Annotated in this window: 32 protein-coding genes; 14 read left to right on the top strand and 18 right to left on the bottom strand. The window is 61.9% G+C overall.

Annotated elements, in window-relative coordinates; all coding sequences use genetic code 11:
- Nucleotides 1-37: 37 nt before the first annotated feature.
- From So717_RS04965 to So717_RS04955, 3 genes are all read right to left on the bottom strand, one after another.
- A complete protein-coding gene (locus So717_RS04965) occupies nucleotides 38-829 on the bottom strand; it encodes a C40 family peptidase (protein ID WP_159975108.1) in 792 nt (263 codons plus the stop codon).
- Complete coding sequence (locus So717_RS04960) at nucleotides 826-2211, bottom strand: leucyl aminopeptidase family protein (RefSeq protein ID WP_159975107.1); 1386 nt, start codon at nucleotides 2209-2211, stop codon at nucleotides 826-828. Before So717_RS04960 ends, So717_RS04965 begins: the two co-directional genes overlap by 4 nt.
- 63 nt (nucleotides 2212-2274) lie before the next feature.
- Nucleotides 2275-2655, bottom strand: coding sequence for a hypothetical protein (locus So717_RS04955; protein WP_174238994.1), 381 nt, complete (start codon nucleotides 2653-2655; stop codon nucleotides 2275-2277).
- 174 nt (nucleotides 2656-2829) lie between these two features.
- Between So717_RS04955 and So717_RS04950 the strand changes: the two genes are divergently transcribed.
- From So717_RS04950 to So717_RS04925, 6 genes are all read left to right on the top strand, one after another.
- A complete protein-coding gene (locus So717_RS04950) occupies nucleotides 2830-3000 on the top strand; it encodes a hypothetical protein (protein WP_159975105.1) in 171 nt (56 codons plus the stop codon).
- A gap of 36 nt (nucleotides 3001-3036) precedes the next feature.
- On the top strand, nucleotides 3037-4014 hold the full coding sequence (locus So717_RS04945) for a sodium-dependent bicarbonate transport family permease (RefSeq protein ID WP_159975104.1): 978 nt from the start codon (nucleotides 3037-3039) through the stop codon (nucleotides 4012-4014).
- A gap of 3 nt (nucleotides 4015-4017) precedes the next feature.
- Nucleotides 4018-4329: a P-II family nitrogen regulator gene (locus tag So717_RS04940; protein WP_159975103.1), complete on the top strand. Its 312-nt coding sequence runs from the start codon at nucleotides 4018-4020 to the stop codon at nucleotides 4327-4329.
- Between the two features lie 36 nt (nucleotides 4330-4365).
- Nucleotides 4366-4776, top strand: a complete 411-nt coding sequence (locus tag So717_RS04935; RefSeq protein WP_159975102.1) for a hypothetical protein — start codon at nucleotides 4366-4368, stop codon at nucleotides 4774-4776.
- Nucleotides 4777-4910: 134 nt separating this feature from the next.
- Nucleotides 4911-5564, top strand: coding sequence for a pyridoxamine 5'-phosphate oxidase family protein (locus tag So717_RS04930; RefSeq protein WP_159975101.1), 654 nt, complete (start codon nucleotides 4911-4913; stop codon nucleotides 5562-5564).
- Between the two features lie 172 nt (nucleotides 5565-5736).
- Complete coding sequence (locus So717_RS04925) at nucleotides 5737-6333, top strand: hypothetical protein (RefSeq protein WP_159975100.1); 597 nt, start codon at nucleotides 5737-5739, stop codon at nucleotides 6331-6333.
- A 68-nt stretch (nucleotides 6334-6401) separates the two neighbouring features.
- Here the strand turns inward: So717_RS04925 and So717_RS04920 are convergent, their stop codons facing one another.
- The 5 genes from So717_RS04920 to So717_RS04900 all read right to left on the bottom strand — a co-directional run bounded on the left by So717_RS04920 (nucleotide 6402) and on the right by So717_RS04900 (nucleotide 10087).
- The gene (locus So717_RS04920) at nucleotides 6402-7424 is read right to left on the bottom strand and encodes an aspartate-semialdehyde dehydrogenase (protein ID WP_159975099.1); all 1023 of its coding nucleotides are present in this window, start codon (nucleotides 7422-7424) and stop codon (nucleotides 6402-6404) included.
- A 67-nt stretch (nucleotides 7425-7491) separates the two neighbouring features.
- Complete coding sequence (locus So717_RS04915; protein ID WP_159975098.1) at nucleotides 7492-8268, bottom strand: HpcH/HpaI aldolase family protein; 777 nt, start codon at nucleotides 8266-8268, stop codon at nucleotides 7492-7494.
- A gap of 193 nt (nucleotides 8269-8461) precedes the next feature.
- Nucleotides 8462-9085 carry a 5,6-dimethylbenzimidazole synthase gene (bluB, locus tag So717_RS04910; RefSeq protein WP_159975097.1) on the bottom strand — a complete coding sequence of 208 codons (624 nt, stop codon included), beginning with the start codon at nucleotides 9083-9085 and terminating at the stop codon, nucleotides 8462-8464.
- 41 nt (nucleotides 9086-9126) lie between these two features.
- Entirely contained in the window at nucleotides 9127-9831 is a 705-nt protein-coding gene (locus So717_RS04905) for a winged helix-turn-helix domain-containing protein (RefSeq protein WP_174238993.1), read from the bottom strand.
- Entirely contained in the window at nucleotides 9803-10087 is a 285-nt protein-coding gene (locus So717_RS04900) for a hypothetical protein (protein ID WP_174238992.1), read from the bottom strand. Before So717_RS04900 ends, So717_RS04905 begins: the two co-directional genes overlap by 29 nt.
- A 174-nt stretch (nucleotides 10088-10261) precedes the next feature.
- Between So717_RS04900 and So717_RS04895 the strand changes: the two genes are divergently transcribed.
- The 3 genes from So717_RS04895 to So717_RS04885 all read left to right on the top strand — a co-directional run bounded on the left by So717_RS04895 (nucleotide 10262) and on the right by So717_RS04885 (nucleotide 12746).
- The gene (locus So717_RS04895) at nucleotides 10262-10729 is read left to right on the top strand and encodes a hypothetical protein (RefSeq protein ID WP_159975096.1); all 468 of its coding nucleotides are present in this window, start codon (nucleotides 10262-10264) and stop codon (nucleotides 10727-10729) included.
- Nucleotides 10730-10930: 201 nt separating this feature from the next.
- Nucleotides 10931-11560: a ribonuclease HII gene (rnhB, locus tag So717_RS04890; protein ID WP_159975095.1), complete on the top strand. Its 630-nt coding sequence runs from the start codon at nucleotides 10931-10933 to the stop codon at nucleotides 11558-11560.
- Nucleotides 11561-11651: 91 nt separating this feature from the next.
- Nucleotides 11652-12746, top strand: a complete 1095-nt coding sequence (locus tag So717_RS04885) for a site-specific DNA-methyltransferase (protein ID WP_159975094.1) — start codon at nucleotides 11652-11654, stop codon at nucleotides 12744-12746.
- 215 nt (nucleotides 12747-12961) lie between these two features.
- On the opposite strand, the gene So717_RS04880 is transcribed toward So717_RS04885, so the two are convergent.
- From So717_RS04880 to mutY, 3 genes are all read right to left on the bottom strand, one after another.
- Complete coding sequence (locus So717_RS04880) at nucleotides 12962-13387, bottom strand: response regulator (protein ID WP_159975093.1); 426 nt, start codon at nucleotides 13385-13387, stop codon at nucleotides 12962-12964.
- Between the two features lie 66 nt (nucleotides 13388-13453).
- Nucleotides 13454-14605: an alkane 1-monooxygenase gene (locus tag So717_RS04875; RefSeq protein WP_159975092.1), complete on the bottom strand. Its 1152-nt coding sequence runs from the start codon at nucleotides 14603-14605 to the stop codon at nucleotides 13454-13456.
- Nucleotides 14606-14674: 69 nt separating this feature from the next.
- The gene (gene mutY, locus So717_RS04870) at nucleotides 14675-15742 is read right to left on the bottom strand and encodes an A/G-specific adenine glycosylase (protein ID WP_159975091.1); all 1068 of its coding nucleotides are present in this window, start codon (nucleotides 15740-15742) and stop codon (nucleotides 14675-14677) included.
- A gap of 84 nt (nucleotides 15743-15826) precedes the next feature.
- Here mutY and So717_RS04865 point away from each other — a divergent pair, with 84 nt between their 5' ends.
- Genes So717_RS04865 through So717_RS04855 form a run of 3 tightly spaced genes read left to right on the top strand, consistent with a single transcriptional unit; the run spans nucleotide 15827 to nucleotide 18141 of the window.
- Complete coding sequence (locus So717_RS04865; RefSeq protein WP_159975090.1) at nucleotides 15827-16336, top strand: DUF721 domain-containing protein; 510 nt, start codon at nucleotides 15827-15829, stop codon at nucleotides 16334-16336.
- 13 nt (nucleotides 16337-16349) lie between these two features.
- On the top strand, nucleotides 16350-17027 hold the full coding sequence (locus So717_RS04860; protein WP_159975089.1) for a DsbA family protein: 678 nt from the start codon (nucleotides 16350-16352) through the stop codon (nucleotides 17025-17027).
- A 1-nt stretch (nucleotide 17028) separates the two neighbouring features.
- On the top strand, nucleotides 17029-18141 hold the full coding sequence (locus So717_RS04855; RefSeq protein WP_159975088.1) for a CaiB/BaiF CoA transferase family protein: 1113 nt from the start codon (nucleotides 17029-17031) through the stop codon (nucleotides 18139-18141).
- On the opposite strand, the gene lpxK is transcribed toward So717_RS04855, so the two are convergent.
- The 6 genes from lpxK to So717_RS04825 all read right to left on the bottom strand — a co-directional run bounded on the left by lpxK (nucleotide 18138) and on the right by So717_RS04825 (nucleotide 24431).
- Nucleotides 18138-19124, bottom strand: coding sequence for a tetraacyldisaccharide 4'-kinase (lpxK, locus tag So717_RS04850; protein ID WP_159975087.1), 987 nt, complete (start codon nucleotides 19122-19124; stop codon nucleotides 18138-18140). The genes So717_RS04855 and lpxK overlap by 4 nt on opposite strands.
- Nucleotides 19111-20358: a 3-deoxy-D-manno-octulosonic acid transferase gene (locus So717_RS04845; protein WP_159975086.1), complete on the bottom strand. Its 1248-nt coding sequence runs from the start codon at nucleotides 20356-20358 to the stop codon at nucleotides 19111-19113. The genes lpxK and So717_RS04845 overlap by 14 nt, the downstream gene beginning before the upstream one ends.
- An 8-nt stretch (nucleotides 20359-20366) precedes the next feature.
- Entirely contained in the window at nucleotides 20367-20609 is a 243-nt protein-coding gene (locus So717_RS04840; protein WP_159975085.1) for a DUF4170 domain-containing protein, read from the bottom strand.
- A gap of 57 nt (nucleotides 20610-20666) precedes the next feature.
- The gene (locus tag So717_RS04835; RefSeq protein ID WP_159975084.1) at nucleotides 20667-21452 is read right to left on the bottom strand and encodes an inositol monophosphatase family protein; all 786 of its coding nucleotides are present in this window, start codon (nucleotides 21450-21452) and stop codon (nucleotides 20667-20669) included.
- Entirely contained in the window at nucleotides 21439-22785 is a 1347-nt protein-coding gene (locus So717_RS04830) for a TldD/PmbA family protein (RefSeq protein ID WP_159975083.1), read from the bottom strand. Before So717_RS04830 ends, So717_RS04835 begins: the two co-directional genes overlap by 14 nt.
- Before the next feature lie 122 nt (nucleotides 22786-22907).
- Nucleotides 22908-24431 (bottom strand): DUF2125 domain-containing protein, encoded by a 1524-nt coding sequence (locus So717_RS04825; protein ID WP_159975082.1) that lies wholly within the window; start codon nucleotides 24429-24431, stop codon nucleotides 22908-22910.
- Between the two features lie 230 nt (nucleotides 24432-24661).
- Between So717_RS04825 and So717_RS04820 the strand changes: the two genes are divergently transcribed.
- Both So717_RS04820 and So717_RS04815 read left to right on the top strand, forming a co-directional pair.
- On the top strand, nucleotides 24662-25411 hold the full coding sequence (locus tag So717_RS04820) for an SDR family oxidoreductase (protein ID WP_159975081.1): 750 nt from the start codon (nucleotides 24662-24664) through the stop codon (nucleotides 25409-25411).
- On the top strand, nucleotides 25408-26052 hold the full coding sequence (locus So717_RS04815; RefSeq protein WP_159975080.1) for an enoyl-CoA hydratase/isomerase family protein: 645 nt from the start codon (nucleotides 25408-25410) through the stop codon (nucleotides 26050-26052). Before So717_RS04820 ends, So717_RS04815 begins: the two co-directional genes overlap by 4 nt.
- Here So717_RS04815 and So717_RS04810 read toward each other — a convergent pair.
- Nucleotides 26020-26313, bottom strand: a complete 294-nt coding sequence (locus So717_RS04810; RefSeq protein ID WP_159975079.1) for an HNH endonuclease — start codon at nucleotides 26311-26313, stop codon at nucleotides 26020-26022. The genes So717_RS04815 and So717_RS04810 overlap by 33 nt on opposite strands.
- Nucleotides 26314-26344: the final 31 nt, after the last annotated feature.

The raw sequence follows: 26344 nt of genomic DNA, 5'->3' as shown, positions 1-26344 counted from the left end.
ATGTTTTGCAATCGCCTCCGGCGCTTGCGTTTGGTGGTCACTCTGCCATGAGGCGTTTGTGCGCTGTGACGGGGCCGTCGCCTTGGGCTGCGATCCTGGAGATGGCCGCGTCAATCGATTCGCGGGCGACCGCCATATGGCCGGCGTTGGCATGCAAGAGTGTGTCTGCCGTCAAAACCCAGGCCACATGGCCTTTCCAGAACAGCAGATCGTTGCGGGCGTAGTCGGAGCCTGGCGGCAGATGTGCGCCCAGTTGGTCCTCCTGTTGGTCGCTGTCACCGGGGCAGGGCAGACCGCAGGCGAGGCACGCAGCCTGCACGAGGCCGGAGCAGTCGATGCCCCAGACGCTGTTGCCGCCCCAAAGATAGGGTGTGCCGAGGAACAGCTCGGCAATGGCCACCGGATCCGTGGCGATATTATGCACGCGGTGAAGGTGTTGGCGTGGGATATGGCCGAGGGCGGTTTCGACAAATGTGGCGCTCTCTGACAGTGCGGTAATCCGGCTGCCGAAAGACAGGCTGTGACGTTCGGGTGACTTCATATCCGGCGCCGTATAGGCATGTGTGCTGCGGGCGGTGACATGGTGAGTGGGATCTTGCGCCTCCGACAGCGCGGCGCTTTGCACGTAACCGCAGTAGCCGTCTTTGGACGCGCGCAGGAGGCTCCAGCCGTCTTGCTGACCCAGCACCGTGACAGCATCGCCACAGAGCAGTTGCCTGTCGCGCGCGCCGCCGGGCGTTCGGCAGAGATCGGTGAGCGGTACTGCGATCTGCATCGCTTTCTCTTTTGTGATCAGGGCCGGATCGAGGGTCAAGCGCGCGTCGGTCACTGAGCAGACATCTCCGCGATGGTTTTCAGGAGTGCCCGGGTGGCCTGGCCAACGCCGCCTTTGGGGCGGGCAGGCGCGTCGCTGGGTTGCCAGCCATAGATGTCGAAATGCGCATATGCCGTTTGATCCACAAAGCGGCGCAGGAAGAGCGCGGCGGTGATCGACCCGGCGAACCCGCCCTTGGGTGCGTTGTCGAGATCGGCGATCCCCGGTTCGATCATGGTCTCGTAAGGCGCGTGGAAGGGCATGCGCCAGACCGGGTCCGCCTGTTGTGTGGCTGCTGTTTCCAGGCGGGTGACGAAGGTCGCGTCGTCGCAGTAATAGGGCGCGAGATCGGGGCCAACGGCGACCCGCGCCGCCCCGGTCAGCGTGGCCATGGAGATGATGAGGTCCGGGTCCTCCTCCTGTGCAAAAGTCAGCGCATCCGCGAGCACAAGGCGCCCTTCGGCGTCGGTGTTGTTGATCTCGACCGTCAGCCCCTTGCGCGAGGTCAGGATGTCACCCGGGCGGAACGCGTTGCCGGATACGGCGTTCTCGACCGCAGGGATCAGCACGCGCAGCTGCACAGGCAGGCCGCTGGCCATGATCATATGTGCCAGACCCAGCACGGCGGCCGCCCCGCCCATGTCCTTCTTCATCAGACCCATCGACGCCCCGGGTTTGAGGTTCAGCCCGCCGGTGTCAAAGCAGACGCCCTTGCCCACCAGCGTGATGCGCGGGCCTGCGTCGCCCCAGCGCATGTCGATCAGCCGGGGTGCCCGGTTGGCGGCGCGCCCGACCGTGTGAATCATCGGAAAGTTCTCTGCCAGCAGGGCATCTGCCATGGTCACGGCGATTTTGGCGCTATGGCGTGCGGCGAGATCTCGGGCCGCTTGCTCCAGATCGTCCGGGCCCATGTCGGAGGCGGGTGTGTTGATCAGATCGCGGGTCAGGGCCTCACCGGTTGCGATGGCGGCCACTGCATTGGCATCAACGCCGTCGGGGGCGATGAGTGTGGCAGGCATGGGTGTCTGTGTTTTGTATCGCTCGAACCGATATCCGGCGAGCAGCCACCCCAGTGCCTCGACCTCTGCCTGATCTTGCGGAAGCCCGGATGCAATCTTGTAGGTTGCTTTCGGCAGTTTGGCCGCTGCAGCGGCAAGGTGGAAGCGGGCGCGGCCGCGAGCTTCGCGACTTCCGTAACCGACGACCGCACCGCAGGGCGCACCACCGTCGCCTGGCAGGGGCACGGCCTGTCCCAATGCCCCGGTAAAGCCAAGCCCATCGAGCCAGGCAAGGATGGCATCCGGCTGAGTTTCGCGCCAGGCTGCGAGGCCCGGTTGATCGACAACATGTAGGGGGAGCGCCGTTTCGGTGGGGGCGGCAAAGAGCGGCAGAGGCATGGGCTGGGCCTTTTTGGGAGCTATTGCGGCCAGCCTAGCCTGTCATGCCCGCCGCGCAAGGCGTCAGATGGTGATGTCCTGAAGATCCCAGATGGCTGTCAGTGACTGTTCGCCAATGCGGATCAACCGCGCGAGCGTTGCAGAGACCGCGGGACCATCGCCCGCGTCAATGGTTGAAATGACGTCATGGGCCACGCGGGTCAATGCGTGCATACCGATCTGGTCGCCGATGGCGATCAGCGAGCGGGCGCATTTGCGCAAGTCATCATAGTTGTGCGCCGCAAAGAGCCGGTTGCAATGGGACAGGCGCAAGGCCATCTCTTCCATCGCACGACACACGACGTCCTCGGCGCCGATGTCGCCAAGCTCCGCATAGAGTGCGGCCAGCCGGTCCTGATCAACATGCACCGCTTCTTTCAGCCTGATTTTCAGGACTTGATCCATAGTACTCACCCTTTGCACCCCCACGGCCTGACCAGATATGCCGCGCAAAGCTATCCAAAGTGTTGAGACCACGGGTGCTTTTCCCTCGAATTCTATTTGAATTCAGTATAGCTCCACCGCAAAAAGCCGAGCGGGACAGTTATGGATAACGCAAAACCGTTGCCGAGTTATTTGGTGCCATCATATCGCCCCGAAGGCGGCGATCACGGAACATGGGCCGCAGTGGGGCATGCAGTCGACGTGCGACATGTGGCGCGTCTGATCCTGCGCGGGCTTTGGACCGACAGCGGCGATGATAGGCCTGAGCCCTTCAACGCCCACATTGAGACCTTTCAACCCGTTTGAGATGCGGCCCTCAGCGGCCTTGCGAGGAGTGAGCGTATGGAACAGATCCTGTCACTGGCGGCCACCAATCTGCTGTCGCCTATTATCCTGTCCTTTGCGCTTGGTGTTGCAGCCTCGCTGGCGCGGTCTGATCTGAGCGTGCCCGAGGCAGCGGCCAAGGCGCTGTCGATCTATCTGCTTTTTGCGATCGGGTTCAAAGGCGGCGTCAGCGTGTCGGCGCATGGGATTGATGTGAAGCTGGGTCTGACCCTTCTGGCGGGGGTGATTCTATCGGCCGTTCTTCCGTTGATTGCCTTTGCGCTCTTGCAGGTCATGACCCGGTTGAGCCGACTGGATGCGGCGGCGGTTGCGGCGCACTATGGATCGATCTCCATTGTGACCTTCGTGGCGGCCACATCCGTGCTGGAAAGCAGCGGGATCGCCTCCGAAGGCTATATGGTCGCCGTGGCGGCAGCGATGGAGGCGCCTGCGATCCTCTCGGCGCTATGGCTGATCTCCCGCAGTGGAAATGGCCAGCGGATGGACAGCACGCTTTGGCGCGAAATCTTGCTGAACGGTTCGATTGTTTTGCTTGTGGGGGCCTTTTTCATCGGTTGGGCGACCGGCGAAGAGGGGCTTGAGGAGATTTCGAGCTTTGTCGTGGCGCCGTTTAAGGGTGTTCTCTGCCTCTTCCTGCTGGATATGGGGCTGGTGGCCGGGCGTGGGTTGCGCGAGCGCAGCGATGTGCTGCGCCCCGGCGTGCTTGCCTTCGGTCTGCTGATGCCGGTGATCGGCAGCCTCTGCGGCCTTGGCGCTGGCCTGCTTCTCGGGCTCTCCTCCGGTGGTGTGGCTTTGCTGATGGTGCTGTCGGCCTCGGCGTCCTATATCGCGGTGCCAGCGGCGATGCGGGTGGCGTTGCCAGAGGCGAACCCGGCGATCTACCTCACGTTGTCTTTGGGCGTGACCTTCCCTTTCAATCTGACGCTGGGCATTCCATTGTATGTTGCAGTGGCGACAACCATGACAGGAGGCTGACCCATGCAAACCCATCAAGCCAAACGGGTCGAGATCACCATCGAGGCGATCATGCAGTCGCGCCTCACCGAAGCCTTGCTGTCCGCAGATGTGACGGGCTTTACGGTTCTGCCGGTTCTGGGCGGCTCCGGACGCTCCGGCGCCTGGACCCGCGCTGGTGAGATTGGCCGCGCCAGTGGCATGGTGCAGGTCATCTGCATCGTGCGTCCTGAAAAATTGGACAAACTGCTCGACGCCGCTTTCGACGTAGTCGAACGCCATATCGGCGTCGTGACAATTGTGGATTGCGAAGTGTTGAGAGCCGAACGGTTTTAACTCATTGTAAACCATAATTAAGGACCCTCCCCCGCTATGAGCAGGCGCACCGTTTCGATTCAGCTACCCGCCGACTTGGCGCTTGCGGTTCACGACCTTGCGGTTGAGCAGCAGGGCACCGTGGCCAAGATCGTGGAGGATGTGCTGATGGCGCATCTGGCGGCGCAAGAGCAGGTCAAAAAGAAGTCAGATGCTGTCGATCCGCGGCTCGTCTTTGCGCTGCAGAAACTGCTGTTTCGCGACATGGCCGAGGCCAAGAGCTGGGAAGATCTCGATGCGCGACTTGGCCGCCATGGGTATTTCATGCGGATCGCCTGGGGTGGCTTGTCGCTGCACACGGAAACGAGCGGACAGAAGCTCTGCAATACGGCAGAGCTTGGGTTTTCCTACGCAACCTTCCTGCGCCGGTTCGGTCCCGGCAAACCGCACGACCCGCGCGAGGGGTGAGGCGCGCAGTTGTTCCAGCGGCCAGATATCCGCTGTGACGTCGGCCAAGTGCGCGCCGCGCGCCAAGCCACTTTCGCCTTTCCTTCCTGACCCGAGCGGGGGCAGTGTTGTCCGGCAAGCATGAGAGGCCAGATATGACCGCGAAAACCTCGCTGAGACCGGAATTCCTGGTGAGCGACGAACAGGACCTGAGACGTTCGTTTGCCGCGACACATGACATCGCCATCAAGAAATGCATGGCTCAGATTGATGTGCACGCGCGGTCCTTCATCGAACGATCGCCGTTTGTCTGCATCGGCACCCAGTCGCAGGCTGGCTCTGCGGATGTAAGTCCACGCGGCGATCCTCGTGGTTTCGTGAAAATTCTGGACGACAAGACGCTGCTGATCCCTGACAGGCTGGGCAACAACCGTCTCGATACGCTGACAAATCTTCTGACAAATCCCAAGGTGGGGCTGCTGTTTCTGATCCCGGGCTTTGACGACACTATGCGGATCAATGGGCACGCACAACTGACACGCGACCCTGATTTACTGTCACTGATGACCGTAAAGGACCGCATTCCTGGCCTCGCCATCGTTGTGCATGTCGAAGAGGTGTTCATCCACTGCGCCAAGGCGCTCCGGCGTTCAAAGCTCTGGGATCCTGATCAGCTTCAGGACAGGGGGGATGTTCCGTCCTTGATGAAGATCATTCTCGATCAGACGAGCGGAGCGCCTTCCGACCCTGACGCGCAAAAGAAGCTTGATGAGGGTTTGGAGGAAGAATACCGCAAAACAATGTATTGATTTGTGAATATCGCGCTGCGCCAAAACTGATCTACCCCTTTTGCGACGCACGATGGGTGAACCTGGCCAAATGGCCTGTCTCGCGCAGCCTTCATCAAGACCACTTGCTGCAAAGCTCCCAGACCATTCTAGAGACGTTTGTGCTTTTGACGACAAACAGGACATGTGACCGTTGACCGATGATCAGGCAACCCGCGGTGCCAAGTGGTGTGCGTTTCTCAAGCGCTGGGTCCTGCGCGTGCTCAGCTTTCACCTGATCTTTGCAGTGGTCTACATCTTTGTTTTGGTGCCTGGCGCGCTGATTGTGGTGATTTTCCTTCCACCACTGATCTTCATCATGTTAGAGGTGTGGCTGCTCTCGATGCCTGACATCCTAACGCAGTACCCTTTTGCGGGAATTCCAACAGCGGTCAGCATTACGGGTACTGGCGCCATCTTTTGGGGCCTGAGGTGGTGGCGCCTGAATTGGCATGGCGCGATGGCCATCGCGATGATCTGCGGCGTCTTTTTGTTTGGCCATACAGGGAACCTGATTGTCGAGCCCATCAAGATCGAAGAGGCGAAGCGGCTTGGGGCGTCCTGTATCTCAGGTGGGAGTTTCTTCTCTCACGTTCCGCTTTGGCAAGGTTGGGATATGCACCATAGTTATGCCTATGGGTCGGCTTTTGTGGATGGCCAGACATACCTGTGGAGCTACACGGAAATCGCCTATGCCGCGCCGTTTGCGCATGACGGTCCCTTTGATGGCTGCAGACCTCTGCCCGAGTGAGCCCATATGCCTGCGCGCAAGCACTGGTTCCGCCGCCTGATGGCGGCGGATCTGTTGTGGGGCGGCAATCAGCCTTTTTTCAGGACGCGGTTGCCCAGAAGCTCGGCGATTTGCACGGCGTTGAGTGCGGCTCCCTTGCGCAAGTTGTCCGACACGCACCACAGGTTCAGGCCGTTCTCAATCGTGCTGTCCTGACGGATGCGGCTGATGAAGGTGGCGAAATCGCCCACGCATTCGACGGGCGAGACGTAGCCGCCGTCTTCGCGCTTGTCGATCACCATGATGCCCGGCGCTTCGCGCAGGATCTCGCGGGCTTCGTCTTCATCGAGGAAGTCCTCGAATTCGATGTTCACCGCTTCCGAGTGGCCGACGAACACCGGCACGCGCACGCAGGTGGCCGTGACCTTGATCGCCGGATCGACGATTTTCTTCGTCTCAGCCACCATCTTCCACTCTTCCTTGGTGGAACCGTCGTCCATGAAGACATCGATATGCGGAATCACGTTGAAGGCGATCTGCTTGGTGAATGTCTTCGCGGGCTTCTCATCGACCGGGTTGTAGATCGCCTTGGTCTGATCCCAAAGCTCATCAATACCCTGCTTGCCCGCGCCCGACACCGACTGGTAGGTCGAGACCACAACGCGTTTGATCGTCGCGCGGTCGTGCAGCGGTTTCAGCGCCACAACCATCTGCGCGGTGGAGCAGTTGGGGTTGGCGATGATGTTCTTCTTCGCGTAACCCTCGATGGCGTCCGGGTTCACTTCCGGAACAATCAGCGGCACATCGGGGTCGTAGCGGTAGAGCGAGGAGTTATCGATCACGACACAACCCGCCTTGGCCGCCTTGGGCGCGTATGTCTTGGTCGCCTCCGAGCCCACGGCAAAGAGCGCAATGTCCCAGCCGGTGAAATCGAAGGTGTCCAGATCCTTGGTCTTGAGCGTCGTCTCGCCAAAGCTCACTTCCGTGCCCAGCGACTTGCGTGAAGCAAGAACTGTGAGCTCGTCCACCGGGAAGTGGCGTTCGGAAAGGATGTTCAGCATTTCGCGGCCCACATTGCCTGTGGCACCCGCAATAACGACGCGGTAACCCATCTGTTTTACTCCGATTCAGGGGATGGTCCGCGCGTCTTATACGCAAGGGCGCTTGAGGGAAAGGGCCTCAGCCGGTCTTGGCCTTCCATTTGGCGCTGACGGCCTTGGCGGAGTTCAGCAGCAGCGCGATGTCCATCGCCACCGCAACGAACCGCGCGCCTGCGTCGAGCGAGGCCTGGATCATCTCGTCGTTGGGTGTAAGGATGCCCGCCGCTTTGCCGCTGTCGCTGATCTGCTTGAGCGCTGCGAGGATCGTCACCTGCATATCGGGATGATTGGTCTGCCCGAGGTAGCCCATGCTGGCGGAGAGGTCGGCCGGGCCGATGAAGACCCCATCGACGCCCTCGACGGCAAGGATCTCATCGAGATTGTCGAGGCCGGTTTTTGTCTCGACCTGCACCAGAAGGCAGATTTGTGCGTCGGCGGTGGGGCCATAGTTTTCCATCTGCCCGAAGTTCGACACGCGGCCCACGGCGTAGCCGACGCCACGGGTGCCGTTTGGCGGATAGTGACAGGCACGCACCAGCTCCCGCGCCTGCTCGGCGGTTTCGACAATCGGCACAAGGACCGTTTGCGCGCCCGCATCCAGTACCTGTTTAATGATCCAGGTCTCTCCAACGGGGACGCGCACCACCGGGTGGCTGTTGCTGCCTTTGAGCGCCACCAGTTGGTCGCGGATGGAGCGGATGTCGTTGGGGGAATGCTCGCCATCGATCAGCAGCCAATCATAGCCTGCGCCGCCGAGGATTTCCGCGGTAATGCCTTCGGCGAGGCTCATCCAGCAGCCGAACTGTGTTTCGCCCTCTGCGAGGGCTTTCTTGAAAGTATTGAGAGGCGCGGGCATGTGTCTTCCTTTTGATCGTCCTGGCGGGAGCTTAGAGCGGAAGAGAGAGGGTCTGCAATGAACATGCGCGGCGGGGCGTTGCGGAGGAAGCGCCCTCACCCCCGTCGAGGGGGGGTCGGCCGCTGCCCGGCTTGTCAGCCGGGTCCGCAGGCGGCACCCATCGGGGCAGGTGGTCACGGGCGGCGCGCGGGGGTCAGCGCACCTCCCACTGCGTTGCGGTGTTTTCCTGCCAGCCGTTTTCGTGCAGCAGCGGTGTGTCGGATGTGGCCTCAGGATAGCCCAGGCAGAGATAGCCGGTCAGCGACCAGGCGGGCGGGGCTTCCAGTGTTTCGGCCACCGCTATCGGGTCGAGGATCGACACCCAGCCGACACCAATGTTTTCAGCCCGGGCCGCCAGCCAGAGCGTATGGATCGCCATGACCGTGGAATAGCTGAGCATCTCGGGCATGGTCTGCCGACCGAGACCTTTGCCTTCTTCGACGGAAAGATCGGTGAAGACTGCGAGATGCACGGGTGCTTCGCGCAGCCCCGCCAATTTCAGGGTCAGGTACTTTTGCCGCTCACGTGCAGCGTAGGCGTTTGCCGCAGCACTGTTGCAGCTCTCGAAACTGTTTATGATTTCGGCACGTTTGTCGGCGCTGTCGACACGGATCACCCGCCAGGGCCGCGCGTTGCCGACGGAGGGCGATAGCTGCATGCGGGCGCGCAGCCGGTCGAGCAGCGGGTCGGGCAAAGGATCGGTGCGAAAATACCGCACGTCGCGCCGCCATGTGAGCAGCTCGTCCAATGCGTTGCGATGCCTGCTGGTCAATTTCACGTCATGCGTCCCCGTCGCGGGCAAAGGCCCGTGCGAGGCCCTTAAATCACCTTGATCACGTCTTTGTCGATGGCCAGCATGTAGCCGCGCCGTGCGATGTTCTTGACCAGCAGCTCTGCCACGATCTGGTTGCCAAGCGTATCGCGCAGGCGTTTGATGCGCGTGGCGCCCGCTGCTTCCTCGCAGTCCGTCGGGCTGCGGCCCGAAATCACGCCCTCGATCTCGGAGCCGGAGAGCACGTCATCATCCATTCGCGCCTCGGCCAGAACCGACATCGTCTCCATCGCGGCATCGGTCAGCTTGAAACCAAGGTTGTTGAGATAGACGGTGTTCTCCTCGCGGCTGATCAGCAGGGAGTTCACCTGAATGCCCGCCCGTTCGATCTGGGCCACGCGGCGGTTCATATTCACGAGCATGACGAGGAAGACGAGTGCAGCGGTCAACATGGCGGTGGCAAAGACCAGCAGCACGAAGATCACCAGACGGTAGCTCATCAGCGTGTCGGAAAAGGCGGTGCCGGACTGTGCGAGGATCTCCAGCAGCTTGACCTCGGCCTGGGTCGTCAGGTCGTCGTTTTCGATGAACAGCTGTTCAACCCGGGCGTTGAAGGCGTTGCCATCCGGCAGGGCCCAGAACATCAGCCCTGCTGCGATCAGCAGCACCAGCACGATACCGGCAATTCCGAAGATGACAATCCGCGCGCCGGACCGGCGCATGTCAGAAGCGGAGGAAGTTTGCTCCTGCACTCTGTTTCCTTTCTTCCAGCCCGGTTTCATCAAAGACCGATACGATGTTGAGCAGGGTCCAGCCCCGGGTGGCGAGGCGTGCGGCCAGTTCTGTCTTGGCGCCGCCCATGGAGCACTGCGAGATTTCCGCGACGCCATAGTGCAGCCGCAGCGGGTTGTCCTGCTTGGCTTTGTAGTCGGCATAACACCCGGCCGTCGCCACCTGCGGCAGCATCAGAGCAAGGACCAGACCGAGGATGAGGGCTGTCTGTTTCATGATCGTGATCCTGCGCGTGAGGGCCGGGATATTCAATAACAAAAGGGGTTTGGCACTCATGTTATCCGATAACCAAGGGCTGATATTGCCTGTCTGAGGGGGGTGGCCCCAGTTTGATCGGGACAAGGCCGCCGGTGTTTGCGTGTGGTCATCAGATCAGAGAAGGACCACCCCATGCACCGCAAGTTCATTGCCACGATCATTGCCGCCGCTCTGGCGGTGACCGCCATCGGCAGCGCCCCGGCGCGGGCGGATGATGATGCGCTCAAGGCGCTCGCGGCTATCGCCGGGATCGCCATCATCGGGAAGGTTATTCACGACCGCAACAAGCGCAAGTCCGAGCAGCATACCGTCACTCGCAAGAGCAGCAGTCATTCAAACGGTCGTGTTTATGATCTGAAGCCCCGACCATTGCCGCAGCGCGCGAACCGCCGCTTGCTGCCTGGAAATTGCCTGCGGTCGGTGGACACCTGGGACGGGCGCGTGCGCTATTTCGGCAAGCGCTGTCTGGAGCGCAACTACCGCCATGTCGATCGCTTGCCGCAGCGGTGTGCCGTGCGGTTCCGCGGGGAAGATCGGTCTCGCCGGGGGTATGAGGCGCGTTGTCTCAACCGTGCGGGATACAAATTGGCCCGGTCCTAAAACCGGGTCGATCAGGGCTGGAGGGCTCCCCTTAACCGGCTCTGACCTTGGAGGGGGCGTTCGGGCGCTCCCTTCCTTTTCTTAACAAGTGCTGCGCGCTCCCCACGGGGAGCGCGTGTTTTCTTGCCTCCGGCGGGGATATTTGTCGCCAGAAGAAACGAGGGGCTTGTGTGTCCGGCCGGTTCGTTGGATCACCGGAGGATGGAGCCGGATTTCGAGTTTGAGCGCGCGGCTTATGCGCAGGGGTTCCGGCGGGTTGCCGGCGTTGATGAGGTTGGGCGCGGGCCGTTGGCGGGGCCTGTGACGGCGGCAGCGGTGGTGCTGGACCCAACCTGCATTCCCGAAGGGCTGAACGATTCTAAGCAGTTATCGATCAAGCGGCGCAAGGATCTGTCGGAGCAGCTGATGGGCTGTGCGGCGATCTCGGTGGCCCATGCTTCGGTCGAGGAGATCGAGCAGTACAATATCCTTCAGGCGAGTCATATGGCGATGCGGCGCGCGCTGGCGGGGCTGCCGGAGGCGGTCGACTACGTGCTGATTGATGGCTCCATGGTGCCGCAGGAGTTGAACACGCAGGCGTTGGCCGTGCCCAAGGGAGATATGCGCTGCCTGTCGATTTCCGCAGCCTCGATTGTCGCGAAAATTGCCCGTGACAGGCTGATGGTGGATTTGGCGCAACAGTATCCCGGCTATGGCTGGGAGACCAATATGGGCTATGGATCAAAAAGCCACATCTCGGCGCTTCAAAATCTGGGGCCGACCCCACATCATAGACGAACCTTCAAGCCGGTCCACAACATGTTGTATCAAGATAAAATTGTAAAGCCTTGATTCAAAAAAGAATTTGACCACGAATCGCCTTTGACTCATGCTGAACTCAACCAACGAGTGCTTGAAAGCGCCGGGACAGAGGCAGACATTGATGACAAAGACGAAAAGCGCTGCGGCGCTTCCATTGAACGCGATTCTGGATGGTGACTGCATCAAGGTGATGAACAGCCTGCCCGAGGCATCGGTTGATCTGATCTTTGCTGATCCGCCCTATAACCTGCAGCTGAAGGGTGAGTTGCACCGGCCTGACAACTCCCGCGTTGATGCGGTGGATGATGCTTGGGATCAGTTCTCCAGCTTTGCCGCCTATGACAAATTCACGCGCGACTGGCTTGCCGCGGCGCAGCGTCTGTTGAAGCCGAATGGCGCGATCTGGGTCATTGGCAGCTATCATAATATTTTCCGGGTGGGTGCGGCGCTGCAGGATGCGGGCTTCTGGATCTTGAACGATGTGGTCTGGCGCAAATCGAACCCGATGCCGAACTTCCGGGGCAAGCGCTTCACCAATGCGCATGAAACGATGATCTGGGCCGGGAAGTCCGAGGACAGCAAATATACCTTTAACTATGAGGCGCTGAAGGCGTTGAACGAAGGGATTCAGATGCGCTCGGACTGGGTGCTGCCCATTTGCAATGGGCACGAGCGTCTGAAAGACGACAAGGGCGACAAGGCGCATCCGACACAGAAACCGGAAGGGCTGTTGCACCGTGTGCTCGTGGGGTCCAGCAATCCCGGTGATGTTGTGCTTGATCCGTTCTTTGGCACGGGCACGACGGGTGCCGTGGCGAAGATGCTGGGGCGCGAATTCATCGGGATCGAGCGCGAGGCGGCCTATCGAAAGGTGGCTGAAAAGCGGATTTCGAAGGTGCGCAAGTTTGACCGCGAGGCATTGCAGGTCAGCACCTCGAAACGGGCTGAGCCGCGCGTGCCCTTTGGCCAGTTGGTCGAGCGTGGCATGTTGCGCCCGGGCGAGGAACTGTACTCTCCGCGCGGTCAGATTGCGAAGGTGCGGGCTGATGGCACACTGATTGGCACGGATGTAAAGGGGTCGATCCACCAGGTGGGCGCGCATCTGGAAGGCGCACCCAGTTGTAACGGCTGGACCTATTGGACCTTCAAGCAAGACGGCAAGAAAGTTCCGATCGATGTGCTGCGTCAGCAGATCAGATCAGAGATGGCGAGTTAACTCACAGATTTACCGAACACCGCCGGTGCCTGCGGCCTTTCTGAAGGGGCTGCCAATGTGAGGCACACACCTGAACCTCGCCCAGTGTGGCGAGGTTTTTTTTGTCGTCATGCACGGCAGCGCATCACTCCTGTGGTGTAGCGCTGGTTTCAATATGGATGCCTGTAGATCCGGCCAGTTTGAGGGGGGTCAAAGCTGGTGCGTTTTTCGCCGGATCAATTGATCCTCTTGGGCCTTACGTTGTGACTGAGCGCTGAGTGAATGTAGCGCGCACCGAAGTCCGACTTGTTGACCACATGGATCACGCCAGCCGACTGTGCCTTGTCGAACATGAAGGGTGTGGGCCAGTCACTGACCATCACAATCGGGATTTTTGCGAAATCCGGATCGTCCGACAGCTCAAGCGCGAAGTTTGCGCCGGTGCCATCCGGCAGATTGTTGTCGAGCAGGATGATCGTGGTGCGCTGATTGGCCATATGTTGGCGCGCTTCCTCAATCGTAGACGCGAATACGGCGGAAACATTCTTGAAGCTTTTGTTCAGGATGCGACGGATTCGTTCCTGATCGAAAAGGCTGTCTTCGATCACCAAACACGTCGGCCCAGAGGGCGAGGACCGGACTGCTGCGTTTTGCTCTTGCATGGTCTGCTCTCACATTGTCGTTCTTTTGAGCAGGCTAGCCAAAGTCGGTTAAAATATCGTGTCAGACTACCGCGGCATCGGGGTCTGACCGCTGTTGTAAGCGGCCCAGTCGGTGATCTCCGGATAGTAGGTCTGTCGCCATCTGCGCACACGCGGGTTCATGATGCGCCGCCATAGGGGTGGCATCATCGCGGCCATTGTCATGATCGGGTAGCCATAGGGCAGCTGCGGCGCCTCCTCGGCTGAATAGGTCTGCAAGACCGGAAAGCGCCGGTCAGGCTTGAAATGATGATCTGAGTGGCGCTGGAGGTTGATTAGCAGCCAGTTTGACATGCGGTGATCGGCGTTCCAGGAATGCTGCGGTTTGACGTGTTCGTATTTTCCGTCGCCCAAGTGTTTTCGGGTCAGCCCGTAGTGTTCGATGTAGTTGACCAGTTCCAGCTGCCAGATCGCCGTGCCCGCCTGGATCAGGAAAAGTATCAGCCCTGACAGGCCGCCAAGCGCCAAGGCCAGCAAGAGGAACGCGGCTTGCAACACCCAATAGCGGAAGAACGGGTTGGAGTGGTGCGACCAGGGCTGCCCGCGCCGTGCCAGCATCTGTTTCTCGGCCACGAAAGCAGAGACCAAAGACTGCCACAAGACGCGGGGATAGAAGCGGTGAAACCCCTCGTTATAGCGCGCGGTCACCGCATCCTTGGGTGTGCCGACATAGCGGTGGTGCACCAGCAGATGTTCGGAGCGAAAATGCGAATAGAGCACCATGCCGAGCAGGATATCGGCCAGCCACCGCTCGGTCTTGTTCCTCTGGTGCATCAGCTCGTGGCTGTAGTTGATACCGATGGTGCCGGTGATGACGCCGACCCCGAAGAACATGGCAATCCTCTCGACCTCGTTCAGATGCTCGGCCTGTGGCACATACCAAATCAGGCTGAAGAGCAGGCAGAACTGCACCGGCGCCCAGATCATCGTGATGGCCCGATACCAGAACAGATGGCGGGTGTCGGTCTGCGGGTCGGCGTTGCTGGTGTCGTGTCCGAAGACCGTATCGAGTGCGGAGAACAGAAACCACGTCAACACAGGCAGAAGCAGTAAGGTCCAGCCGCCGTGGGTCGCGCTGATCCAGGCCACGGGCACCAGCAGCAGCGAGACCCAGAAGGGGGCGGCGCGCGTCGGGCGTATCAGGTCTGCAAGGGGCACGGTGGGTTTGTGTGGTGTCATGCTCGGGGCTCGTTGGTGTCGCAACAGTCTAGATCAGCCGAGACGGCCCTTCCAAGTGTGACGTAACGCCTAAAACGCGTTGCGGGTCAGATCGAAGGCCTTACGCATGACCGTGGGAAGATCGCTGGGGCGAAAGTCGTCCTTGGCGATGAACTGGCCATGGGACACCGGTGTGTCGATATCGAGCTGGGCCACGCGCACCTCCAGCCGCAGATGGAAATGGGTGAAGGTATGGCGCACCTCACCGTTCAGGGTGTCCCAGTCTGCCTCAGCGGGGGGCGTAACCTGCGGCAACGCGTCGCCGCTGTCCACCCAAGGGGTGCCCGGCCAGCCCAACATGCCACCCAAAAGGCCGGTTTCGGGGCGGGTTTCGAGCAACCACGCGCCATCTGTCCGGCAGCCCACAAAGGCAATGCCATGGCGCGTCGGTTTGGTTTTCTTGGGCGTTTTCCGAGGGAGGTCGGGCGCCGTGCCAAGCACGCGTGCTTGGCACGGCGCCCTCCACGGGCACAAACCGCAGGCGGGGGATTTCGGGGTGCAGATGGTGGCGCCAAGGTCCATCACCGCCTGCGCATAGTCTCCGGGCCGCGTGTCCGGTGTCAGCGTCTCCGCAAGCGCCATCAATTCCGGTTTTGCCCCGGGTAGAGGGCTGTGGACATCATGCAGCCGGGCCATCACCCGTTCCACGTTACCATCGAGCACGGTGTGCCGCAGATCGAAGGCGATAGAGGCGATGGCCGCCGCCGTGTACGGCCCGATGCCCGGTAGCGCGAGCAAAGCCGCGTGGTCAGCGGGGAACCTGCCGCCATGATCAGCCACGACGACGCGTGCGCATTTGAGCAGATTACGCGCCCGGGCATAGTACCCCAGTCCTGCCCATTCCCCCATCACATCCGCATCCTCGGCGGCTGCCAGATCGCCGACCGTCGGCCACCGGGTGGTGAAGCGGTGAAAATAGTCTTTCACGGCGGCAACAGTGGTCTGTTGCAGCATCACTTCCGACATCCAGACGCGATAGGGGTCGGGCCGCACCCCCGCTCCCGGGGGCACGCGCCAGGGCAGCTTGCGCGCGTGCACATCGTACCACGCCAGCAGAGCCGCGTTCAATTCTTCGGGAGGAGAGGCAAGGTCACGCAATATTTATGATCGTCTTTTCGCTTTGGCTGGTTGCTGAGGGCTGGACGGGCTATGGTCAGGCAACCGTTTCTGATGAAGATAGCGATGCCAAGCAGACGCGCCACAACAAAAGGGTTCACCCGCACCGCCAGCCTGCTCACGGGCCGGATCAGAGCGGCGTCGGAAAGCCGTGGGTTTGCGCAAAGCCGCCTTCTGACCCAGTGGGTCGAGGTGGTGGGCGCGGATTTGGCTGCCATCGCGCGCCCGGTCGAGGTGAGTTACGGGCGCGGTGGCATGGGGGCCACCCTGACGCTTCTGACCACCGGCGCGCAGGCGCCGATGCTTGAGATGCAGAAAGAACAGCTGCGGGCACGCGTCAATGCCGTCTACGGCTATAATGCCATCGCGCGCGTGCGCATCACGCAGACGGCCGCAACCGGTTTTGCCGAAGGGCAGGTGGCCTTTGACCCGGCGCCAGCCAAAACCACAAAACACCCCGTTTCACCCACCGTGCAAAAACAGGCGGTTGAGACGGCAGAAGATATTCAGGATGCCGGGCTGCGGGATGCGCTCACAAAGCTTGGCGAAAACATACTGACGAAAACACACCGCTGAAAAGGAACTGCTGATGTCACGACTGATGATCATCTCCGCCGCCGTGGCCGCCCTTGGGGTCGGGGCTTATTTTGTGACCACGCCCGGTCCCTCCACATCCGTGTCGCCCGCTGACCCGCTGGGCGCGGCCCACGCGCAGGGCGCGGAGGCGGACATCGACACCTCCAGCATTGCCGAGATGAGCCTGGGCAACCCCGACGCGCCGGTCACGGTGATCGAATACGCCTCCTACACCTGTCCGCATTGCGCGACCTTTCACTCAGGTCCCTTCAAGCAGTTGAAGGCAGACTACATCGACACGGGCAAGATCAACTTTGTCTATCGCGAGGTCTATTTTGACCGCTACGGCCTCTGGGCGTCGATGATCGCGCGCTGCGCGGGCAGCCCGCAGAGCTTCTTTGGCATGAGCGATCTGATCTACTCCGGGCAGTCGACCTGGGCGCGGGCCGGTGATCCCACAGAGATCGTGGGGGAGCTGCGCAAGATCGGCCGTCTGGCCGGGCTGGACAGCGACACGATGGAAGCCTGCCTGCAGGACGGTGACAAGGCGCGCACGCTGGTGGCCTGGTATCAGGAAAATGCCGAAGCTGATGGAATCGACAGCACGCCAAGCTTTGTCATAAATGGGCAAAAATACTCCAATATGTCTTATGCCGAGATGGCAGAACTGATCGACGCGGCAGCGGAGTAGCATGGCAGCACCTCTTGAGGGCTTAAAGGTCGTTGAACTCGCCCGGGTGCTGGCAGGCCCCTGGGCCGGGCAAACCCTGTCCGATCTTGGCTGTGAGGTGATCAAGGTCGAAAGCCCTGCGGGTGACGACACGCGCCAGTGGGGTCCGCCCTTTGTCGATCGCGGGGATGACCAGTCGGCGGCGTATTTCCATTCGACAAATCGCGGCAAATCCTCTGTCACGGCGGATTTCCGGACTGAGGAAGGCCGGGCCAAGGTGCATGCCCTGCTCGAAGGCGCGGATATCCTGATCGAGAATTTCAAGACCGGCGGTCTGGCAAAATATGGGCTTGACTATGAGAGCCTGTCGCAGGCGTTTCCGCGCCTGATCTATTGCTCGATCACCGGGTTCGGGCACACCGGTCCTTATGCGCCGCGCGCGGGCTATGATTTCATCGTGCAGGGTATGTCGGGGCTGATGTCCGTCACGGGCGAGCCAGAGGGCCAGCCGCAGAAATACGGCATTGCGATCACGGATATTCTGACCGGGGTCTACGCCACCACGGCGATCCTTGCGGCGGTACACCAGCGCGAACGCACGGGACGCGGACAGCATATCGACATGGCGCTGATGGATGTGGCGGTGGCCATCACCTCGAACCAGGCGATGAACTACCTGACAACGGGCGTGCCGCCGAAACGGATGGGCAATGCGCATCTCAACCTCGCACCCTATCAGGTGTTCGATTGCCTCGATGGTCACATCGTGATCGCGACAGGCAATGACGGACAGTATCAGCGGCTGTGTCATCTGCTGGGTCTTGATGACATGGCGCAGGCGCCGGAGTTCCTGAAAAACGTGGACCGCATCGCCAATCGCGCCGAGATGGATGCGCGGCTGACGGCAGTCACCCGCACGCGCACACGGGTCGATTTGCTGGCCGCCTGCGAGGCCGAAGGTGTTCCCGCAGGCCCGATCAACAACATGGCCGAGGTCATGGCCGACCCGCAGGTGCTGGCGCGCGACATGCAGGTGCAGCCCGGTGGTGTGCCGGGGGTCCGTTCGCCCTTCACTTTCTCGGATGCGGATCTGGACCTGTCCCGTCCCTCCCCCAAACTGGGTGAGCACAACTAGCGTCTGGGCAGCGCGTCCAGCGCAGCAAAGAGCGCATTGTGGGCGTCCTCAAAAGCCAGACGCACGGGCAGGGTGATGACCTTGGTGCGAAAGCTGGCGGGCAGGCGGACAGCGTCTTTTTCCGTGGTGACCAGTTGCGCGCCGCGCGCTTTGGCATCCGCCTCCAGCCGCGCCATCAGCGCGGGAGTCAGCGGCTGGTGGTCCTCCAGCGCTTCGGCATGGGTCACCTCGGCGCCAAGGGTGCGCAGGGTTGCAAAGAACTTCTCCGGATGACCGATCCCGGCAAAGGCCACCACCCGCTGGCCTGCCCAGTCCATGCCGGTTTGCAGCGGTGCCAGATGCGCCTGCACCCGTGGCACGCCGCTTGGCGCGCGAAACCGTGCCTGCGCCTGCGCGTCGCCGAGGCTCAGAAGAATATCCGCCCGCGCCAGACCGGCGGCCACCGGTTCGCGCAGCGGTCCGGCCGGCAGGCACCGCTCATTGCCAAAGCCGCGTTGCGCGTCAACGACAACGATGTTGAGATCCTTGTGCAGCGCGGGGTTCTGAAACCCATCATCCAGCACGACGATGCTGGCCCCCGCCGCCTCCGCCGCCTTGCCGCCTGCCGCGCGATCTTTGGCGACCCAGACCTCTGCGAAGGCCGCCAGTAACAGTGGCTCATCCCCCACATCTTCGGCGCTGTGCGTGGTGGGGTCAACGCGCACAGGGCCCGCCAAACGCCCGCCGTAGCCCCGGCTGACCACATGTGGTGTGTGGGAGGTGCCGATCAACCGTTCGATGATGGCCATGACCGTTGGTGTCTTGCCGGTGCCGCCCGCGTTGATATTGCCAACGCAGATCACCGGGATGCCAAGCCTATGGGAGGATGTCGCGGCGAGTCGCCGGGCGGTTGCCCGCGCATAGAGCCAGCCTAGCGGTGACAGTACCCGCGCCAGGGCGCCGGGCTGGTCAGGAGGTCTGAACCAGAAGTCAGGCGTGCGCATTGTGCTGCTCCTGCCGGGTGTCTAGCGTGTCTTCCACCAGCTCGATCACCCGGTCGGTCAGCTCAGCCCCGTGGCTGATGACATCCCAGCCCGCATGCGCCATGGCAGCGGCCTGATCAGGCGCGATCAAGCGCGTCACAGCGGCGCCCAATGTGTGCGCATCTTTGACAATGCGCGCGGCGCCTGCATTTGCGAGCCTTGTATAAAACGGCATATAGCGGCGCACATTCGGGCCGTAGAGCACCGCAGACCCAAGGGCCGCCGCCTCAAAGGGGTCGCATCCACCGTGCCCGGGCGTTAGGGAACTGCCCAGGAAAGACACAGGCGCAAGCCGATAGAACAGGCCAAGATCCTCCGCATCCTCTGCGATCATGACCTGCGTGGTCTCTCCCGGCTCGCCCGGGTCCGACCATGTGCTCACGCGAAACCCCTCCGTTGCGGCCTGTTCAGTCATGCTCTGCACATCTTCGGGCACGGCGGGTTGCAAGATCAGCAGCAGCCGGTGCGAATAGCGGACCGCATGGCGGTGCGCTGCAAAGATGACGTCGGTTTCTGTCTTGCGCACCCCCGCAGCCAACCAGACCGGGCGCCCGCCCAGTGTCGTGATCATGTCTGCCAGATCGGTGTCATCGCAGGGCAGGGCCTGACCACCGGCCTGCAACGCTGGCGCCACCTCGACGTCGCCGCGCGGTATGCCCAATTGCTCCAGCCGGGCCGCGGCGGGGTAGGAACGCGCCATCAGGGCCACGAAGTCGGACAATAGCTCGCGTGTCAGATCCGGCAACCAACGGTCGCGCCGCCCGTCAAAGCCGCCGGTGTCGGCGTCAATCAAAACCATCGCGCAGGCGCGGGCGCCAGCTTCGCTGATCAGCGTTGGCCGCAGCTCGCCCCATGTCCAGATGCACATGTCGGGTGACCAGTGCCCCAAAAACGTATCCACGGCGGAGGGGTGTTCTGACGGCAGCTCTTCGATGTGGACAAGATCCGTCCGATTGACGGCGGAGCGGGCCTGCTGGAGGTCGCCGCGCTCGGGCAGTGTCACCAGCACATGCAAACCATCGCGTGCGGTGCAGAGTCGTTGCGCCAGATCAAGGATCGCCAGCAGGTTGCCCGCCTCGGCCGCATGCAGCCAGACCAGCTCCCCCTCTGGTCTGGGTTCTGCGGGGGTGAACCCGCGCGCCGCTGATCTGCGTGACAGCGCGCGGTACGCCGCCATGCTGAATGAGCGGCCCATGGCGGTTGTCAGCCCAGCTCTTCTGTAGCAGAGGCCGCCGTTTCCTCGTCACGCAGACGGTGCAGGTGCGCGATGAAATAGCGCATATGCGCGTTGTCGACCGTACGCTGTGCCTCCGATTTCCAGGCATTGAATGCGGCCTGGTAGTTCGGGAAAATCCCAACGATATGAATGTCATCCACATTCTTGAAGGTATTGTGCGCAGGGTCGATCAATTCACCCCCGAACACGAGATGCAGCCGTTGGGTCATGGGTTTTGTCCTTTGAAACGGAGAGTTGGCGAAATGTCGCGTGTCTGGCAGCCGGGGTCAAGACGCGTCGGGCGCAAGGGCGGCGAGCACTTCGGGGTGCAGATGCTGCCCCGCGGCGATCACCCCGTTGAGCTGGGGGCGGACGTTGTTGAACCGCAGCGGTGCACCGGATTTGTCGGTGCAGATCCCGCCTGCCTCACTCACGATCAGCGCGCCTGCGGCGATGTCCCACTCCCAGCTGGGGCGAAAGGTCAGCATCGCATCAAACCGGGCCTCAGCCACCAGCCCCAACCGGTAGGCCAGCGAAGGGCGATGGGAGCGATGAAAACCTGGCTCGCCGTCGGCCCAGTGGCGCGGCTCCATCACCGGTTTGGTGGCCAGCACCTCAGCGGCATTCAGATCCGTCCCGTTGGAGGTGCTAAGCGGCACGCCATTGCAAAAGGCACCGCCTCCGCGCGCAGCGGTATAGAGCTTGTCGCGCAAGGGCAGATAGACGGCGGCGGCAGTGATTTCCCCCCGATGGGCAACGGCCACCGAATGCGCCCAGGTGCGCGAGCCCTCGACAAAGCTGCGCGTGCCGTCGATCGGATCGATAATGAACAGTGTGTCCTGTTGCAGTCGCGCGCCTGAATCCTCACTTTCCTCGGAGAGCCAGCCATAGTCAGGCCGCGCGCTGCGCAAGGTCCGCTCCAAAGCCGTGTTCACAGCCAGATCGGCCTCGGTGACCGGCCCGGCGTTGCCCGGTTTGTCCCAGCTTTGCGCATCCTTGCCGACAAAGCCCGTGGCCACGCGCCCGGCCAGCCGGATGGCATCGGTGATCAGGGCGAGGTCATTGTCCTGCAAGGGTCATTCCCGAAACCAGCAGGGAGGGGACAACGCGGCTCAGATGCGGGCGGGCGTCGTTGGCGGGCAGGATGCTGCGCAGCATGTCGCGCAGGTTGCCGGCGATGGTGCATTCGTTGATCGCATGGGTGATTTCGCCGTTCTCGACCCAATGGCCCGCGGCACCGCGTGAGTAGTCGCCGGTGTTGGGGTTGATGGTCGAGCCGATCATCGAGGTGACCAGCAGCCCGGTGCCCATATCGCGGATCAGATCGCCGCGACTCGCCGTTCCTTGCGTCAGCGCCACATTCCAGGTGGAAGGTGAGGGGGCTGAGGAGGTGCCCCGCCCGGCATTCGCGGTCGAGGGCAGGCCAAGTTTGCGACCGGTCGCAAGATCCAGTGTCCAGCCCGTCAGGACGCCCTTGTCGATGATCGTGCGGGGCCGCGTCGGCAACCCTTCGGCGTCGAAGGGGCGGGAGCTTGCGGCGCGCGGGCGATGCGGATCTTCCACCAGCGACAGGTGATCCGGCAGCACCGGTTCTCCCAGGGCGTCGCGCAGCCAGGAGGCGCCACGAGCGATGGACGCGCCGTTCACCGCCATCAACAGATGGCCGATCAGCGTGGCCGACACGCGTTCGTCAAAGAGCACCGGGTAGCTGCCGGTCGGTGGCTTGCGTGCATCCAGCCGTCGCAAGACACGTTCCCCCGCCTGTCTGCCAATCTCCTCCGGGCTGCGCAGATCGGACTGGAAGGTCCGGCTGTCGCTATCGTAATCGCGCTCCATATCGACGCCCGCTCCGGCGATGGCAACGCAGGAGAGGCCGCGACTGGTGCGCGCATAGCTGCCAGAGAACCCGTTGGTTGCGGCCAGATGCAGCTTGCGTGCGGAGTAACCCGCAGAGGCGGATTGAACCTGGCTGACGCCAGCGACGGCCAGGGCTGCGGCCTCGGCGTCCTGCGCGTCCTGTTGCAGCGCGTCTGGCGACGGCTCCGGGCTCGGGTCACTCAGCTCCAACGATGCGGCATCAAGGTCTCGCGCCAGTTGCTCCGGGTCTGCAAGACCCACATGCGGGTCTTCGGGTGCCTCCCGCGCCATCGCAACCGCGCGTTCGGCCATCTCAGCGAGCGTGGCCTCGCGGATGTCCGAAGCCGAGACGGTGGCGCTGCGCTGCCCCAGAAAGACGCGCAGTCCCAGATCGACCCCTTCCGCACGCTCCGCTTGCTCCAACCCGCCGGCCCGCACGTCGATGTTGAGCGATGTGCCCTGCATCACAACCGCATCAGCGGAATCTGCGCCAGCGCTGCGAGCGGCATCAAGAAGCTGTGCGCACAGGCCTTCGGGGGGTGATGTCATGCCGTCTGCTCCAAACCAATGACCCGTCACGTAGCGGTGTGATGCCCCTGCTGCAAGGTCACGACGCAAAAAGGGGCGCCTGATGCGCCCCTTGCCTGCAATGTCAGCGCGTATTTTTCGCGCTATTGGATGCGCTGGCCATTGGCCAGCACATGGCCCTGATCATTGACCTCGATCTTGGAGGTCAGCGTGTCCGGTGCGTCGCCCGGGACCGCGAGCAGCCCCATCATCATGCGGGCACCCATAGCCTGATCCTGGGGCAGCAGGCCCATTTCCACCAGACGGTCAAGCAGCGTGTTTCCCCCCACCAGCTTCAGATCTGCGGCACCAATGGGTTGCGGCGGGCCGACAGGTGCGGAATTGTCAAAGGTGAAGGCACCTTCCCCGGTCAACTCGGCCCCGGCCAGGCTGATCTGCAACCGGTTGATGTCAAGCGCATCGAGCTCTCCGGGTGTGAAGCCCGGACTTGCAGCCACTGTGGCTGCGGACGGGTCGAGAAAGTCAAACAACAGCCGTGCCTTGCCCGCCAGATCGAGGACAAGCGTTGCGGGGTCGCGCGGCAGCTGTTGGCTTGGGTCGAACATGGACCACAAGGTCTCGGACATTGAAAAGTCGTTGAAAGAAAAGCCCAGGGCAAAGTCTTGCGGGTCATCCGACTTTTGCACCGGCATTGCCAGGTTGAACGCCGCGGAGACCATATTAAAATCCATGGGCAGCGGCAGTTCGCTGCCCGACGCGGAAATCTTGAAGTCATCCTGCGTGCCGGAATAGGCCAGCCCGTCTGCGGTCATTTCCACACCCAGCGTGCCGCCGGAGGAAGAGGTCTCGGCCAGTAAGGCCTCCGTGCCATCTTCCTCGATGCGCATGTTCGAAGATCCCCTCGAATAGCCAAAACGCCCGTCGGCCGTCATGCCAGCGTTCAGGAGCGCCGACATGTCGCTCGCCTGTACAACCGCCAGCGGCAATGCGCTGCTGCCGGAAAAGGTCAGATCATCGATGTCACTGTTGAATGCGAAGGTGCCGGTGCCCTCAGGATCGGCGAATTTAATCTCGTAGGATGTCTTGGCGGCGCGCATCTTCTGATCGTAAACACGCTTGCCTCCGACGATGGATTGCGTGGTGCCGGAGAGATCGGACATCACAAGTCGCCCAGCCACGTCGTCAAGGTCAATGTCCTCGTCGTCCATGGTGACATCCGTCAGCACCATTTCAAGGGTGTCTGCGGCATAGGTGTTTTTCATGTCGGTCGGCACGCCGGTGACCACCATGTCCATATCACCCGCGCGCACCTCCAGATCGATATCGAAGTCGGTGCCGGAGGGGTCCGACAGCAGCAAGTTTATGGCCAGCGTTTCGGGGTAGATCACGTTGACAGACCCGTCGCCGTTTTCACGAAACTCAAGCCCGCTGAGACGCATGACCATTGAGCTGTCGTCGCCAAGATCGGGGGCCGTCATCTGAATGTTTTCCACGCTCAGAGTATCTCCTGAGCGGCTTTCCTCCGACGTCATCTCATAGCCGACACCAGCCATATAGGCTTGCCAGTCGCCCCAGACGTCCTGCGCGGTCACATCTGCCTGCGCGACCCCAGCCAAAGCCAGAGATGCCGTCATGCCCAGGGCCGTCCGGATACCAAAAAAAATCATGCTTTTGTCCTTATCACCAACTCCAGCGCTTCGGATGTCATTGACCGCAGATGATCGTCGGTGGCGTGCAAGCCACAGGCGAAAGACCGCGAACCGAAATCCAATGCAAAGTCGAAACGCTTTACCGCGCGCATGCTCTGCTAAGGCTCCGGGATGGTCAAGGGGAAGTGGCTCTGGACCCGCCTGCTTTGGCCCTCTACGACTGAGGCCAAGAAAATGGAGGGTGACCGATGGATATGACGGGAAAGACTGTTCTGATCACCGGGGCAAGCCGGGGTATCGGGGCTGAGACAGCACGCGTCTTTGCCAAGGCGGGGGCCAATGTGGCGCTTGTTGCGCGCGGGCAGTCGCAGATTGCCGATCTGGCGGGTGAGATTGGTCAGCAGGCGATTGCGATTCCCTGCAATGTGGCCAGCAACCGCGAGGTCAGTGCTGCGGTAGAGACCACGGTGGATACTTTCGGCGGGTTGGATGTGCTGATCAATAACGCAGGTGTGATCGAACCAATCTCGCATCTGACGACCTCTGACGTCGAGGCCTGGGGGGATGTGATCGATATCAACCTCAAGGGGGTCTATTACGGCATGCGCGCGGCTGTGCCGGTGATGAAGGCGGCGGGCGGGGGTACAGTGCTGACGATCAGTTCGGGGGCGGCACATGGGCCGGTCGAGGCCTGGAGTCACTATTGCGCCTCGAAGGCGGCGGTAAACATGCTCACCCGTTGTCTCGACAAGGAGGAGGCGGAGCATGGCATCCGCGCGATGGGGCTGTCTCCCGGCACGGTCGCCACGCAGATGCAGCGCGAGATCAAGGCCAGCGGTGTGAACCCGGTGAGCCAGTTGGATTGGGATGTGCATATTCCCGCTGATTGGCCCGCACGTGCGATGCTGTGGATGTGCAGCGCCGAGGCGGATGGCTGGTGCGGGCAGGAGATCTCGCTGCGTGATGAGGACATTCGCCGCAAGGCGGGCCTCATATGATCGACGTCGACCGCGCCGGTGAGGTCTGGACCGTCACGCTGAACCGGCCTGACAAGGCCAACGCGCTGACCGAAGAGATGTTGCGCGGTCTGACGGACGTGATGCGCGACGCGCAGGCCGCTCGCGCGGTGATCCTGACCGGGGCGGGCAAGGTTTTCAGCGCGGGTGCCGATCTGGAGGCCGCACGGGCAGGGTTGGCGACGTCGCCTTTATGGGAAGAGCTCTCAGCCTCCGTGGTCAGCCTGCCGGGGCTGTCGGTCGCGGCGCTGAACGGCACGCTGGCGGGCGGCGCCATGGGCATGGCGCTGGCCTGCGATATCCGCATTTCCGTGCCGTCTGCGCGGTTCTTCTACCCGGTGATGAAGCTGGGTTTTTTGCCGCAGCCGAGCGATCCGCCGCGCATGGCCGCGCTGACCGGGCCGGCGCGCACCAAGCTGATCCTGATGGGCGGACAGAAGATTGACGCAGAGGAAGCGCTGCGGTTTGGTCTGATTGACCGGATTGTGCCGCCGGAGGATCTGCTGGCTCACGCGCAGACGCTGGTTGCCGATACGGTTGCCGCTGAGTCTGAGCTTGCCCGCCAGATCAAGGACATGTGCCACGCATCGCTATCGCTTGCGCCGCCCGCCGGGCACTTTTGACAGAAACCCGGGTGGGCGTTTTTTCACCCAGGCGACGAACTTCTGCAACCGCGGATGCGCACGGAGCGCCTCTACAGTTGCATAATCACGCGCCAGTTCCGCTTCCGTCAGTGTTGCGTGGATCTCCCGGTGGCAGATGTGATGGAGCAGCACTGTCGGCCCGCCCTTGCCGCCCTTCAGCTTGGGAATCAGGTGATGCAGGCTCTGTTTGACCTCCGCAGGGATCGGACGTTCGCACAACGGACAGATCGGGTCTGACATCCGGGCTTGCTCCACAAGTCGCTGATCGGCA

Origin of the sequence: Roseobacter cerasinus, from assembly GCF_009811755.1 — a bacterium.
Lineage (GTDB): Bacteria > Pseudomonadota > Alphaproteobacteria > Rhodobacterales > Rhodobacteraceae > Roseobacter > Roseobacter cerasinus.
This window is presented reverse-complemented; position numbering and strand designations above follow the sequence as displayed.